Consider the following 1,523-nt stretch of genomic DNA (forward strand, 5'->3'; position numbering starts at 1 on the left):
CTCCTACGGCACCCAGCTCGACGGCGTCTACGCCCACCTGTTCCCGAAGAACGTCGGCCGCACCGTGTTCGACGCCGTGGTGGACCCCACCTCGGACGAGCTCCAGGCGGATCTGGGCCAGGCCAAGGGGTTCCAGCAGGCGCTGGAGCACGCCATGGAGTACTGCCGCGACAAGTACGCCGCCAACTGCCCCACCGGCGGCAGCGCCGACGAGGGCAACCGCCGGATCGCCGATCTGCTGAAGAAGCTGGAGACGGAGCCCGCCCCCACCAAGAGCGCCCGCAAGCTCGGTTCCGACCTCGCGCTGACCGGCATCGCCGCCAGCCTGTACGACGAGAAGACCTGGGACTACCTCGTCCAGAGCCTGGGCGAGCTCCGCCAGCGGGGAACCGGCAACAACCTGCTCGCCATCGCGGACGCCTACAGCGGGCGCGGCGCCGACGGACACTACAACAACACCGACGCCGCCCACACCGCGATCAGCTGCGCCGACACCAGCCGCCGCTACACGGTGGCGGAGATGCGCGCGCAGGAGCCCGCCTTCCGCTCGGCCTCCCCGGTCTTCGGACCGTCCATGGCCAAGGGCCTGCTCGTCTGCACCGACTGGCCGGTGCGCGGTGCGTCCGACAAGCCGCAGGTGGCCGCCGAGGGCGCGGCCCCGATCCTCGTCGTCGGCAACACCGGCGACCCGGCCACCCCGGTCGAGGGCGCGAAGCGGATGGCCGACGCGCTCGGGCGGGGCGTGGGGGTCAACCTGACGGTCAAGGGCGAGGGGCACGGGGTCTACGGCAGCAACGCCTGCGCGACCAAGGCGGTGGACGCGTTTCTCGTCGACGGCACCGCGCCGGCGGACGGAACCGTCTGCTCCTGAATTCCGCTTTGCCCCCTGTTCAGGCCTTTGCCCCGGCGCCCGTACCGACCTGTGTTCGGGTGCCGGGATTCCGCCACCTACACTTGTGCCGCCCGGCCGCCGGTGCCGGCTTCAGGGGAGCGACGTCCTAAGTGAGCAGCACCAGCAGTGAAGCGCCGATCTACGACCGGCTCGTACGCGAGCGCGGAGATGTCCCGGGTCAGGTCCGCCGCGAGGCGGAGGAGATCCTCCACCACCTCGCCCAGGTGATGGCCGGCCGTCCCCCGTCGGGCGGACTCCAGGGGTGGCGGACCCACTGACCGGGCCGCGCCCGCTCCCCCGCCGGCCCGCGGGGGCCCGGCCGGTGGCGGTCCCCGCCATGGGCGGCGGGCGGAGTGTGGGGGTGGCACACATCGGCAGGCGGCGGCGGGGATCCCTACCGTTCGGAGCATGACGAGCGGATCTTCCAGCAACGAGTCCGGCGCCGCCGTGCCCGGCCGGGCGCGCACCGGCGGCCCGGCGGGGCCCGGACCGGCGGGCCGGGTGGCCCTGGTGACCGGTGGCGGCAGCGGCATCGGGCGCGCCTGCGCCCTGGCGCTGGCCGACGCCGGGGCCTTCGTGCATGTCGTGGACGTGGACGCGGAGGCCGCCGGGGCCGTCGCCGCGCGGATCG

Annotated in this window: 3 protein-coding genes; all 3 read left to right on the plus strand. The window is 74.0% G+C overall.

Annotated features, from left to right (window positions below; translation table 11 throughout):
* Positions 1–871, plus strand: an 871-nt coding sequence (locus VR44_RS30100) for an alpha/beta hydrolase (protein ID WP_045950782.1), incomplete at its 5' end; no start/stop codon positions are given.
* A gap of 131 nt (positions 872–1,002) precedes the next feature.
* The gene (locus tag VR44_RS46110) at positions 1,003–1,170 is read left to right on the plus strand and encodes a hypothetical protein (protein ID WP_169791061.1); all 168 of its coding nucleotides are present in this window, start codon (positions 1,003–1,005) and stop codon (positions 1,168–1,170) included.
* A 130-nt stretch (positions 1,171–1,300) separates the two neighbouring features.
* Positions 1,301–1,523: SDR family NAD(P)-dependent oxidoreductase (locus VR44_RS30105; RefSeq protein ID WP_045950783.1), on the plus strand; the 223-nt coding region annotated here is incomplete at its 3' end.

It is taken from the genome of Streptomyces katrae, from assembly GCF_000966975.1.
GTDB lineage: Bacteria > Actinomycetota > Actinomycetes > Streptomycetales > Streptomycetaceae > Streptomyces > Streptomyces katrae.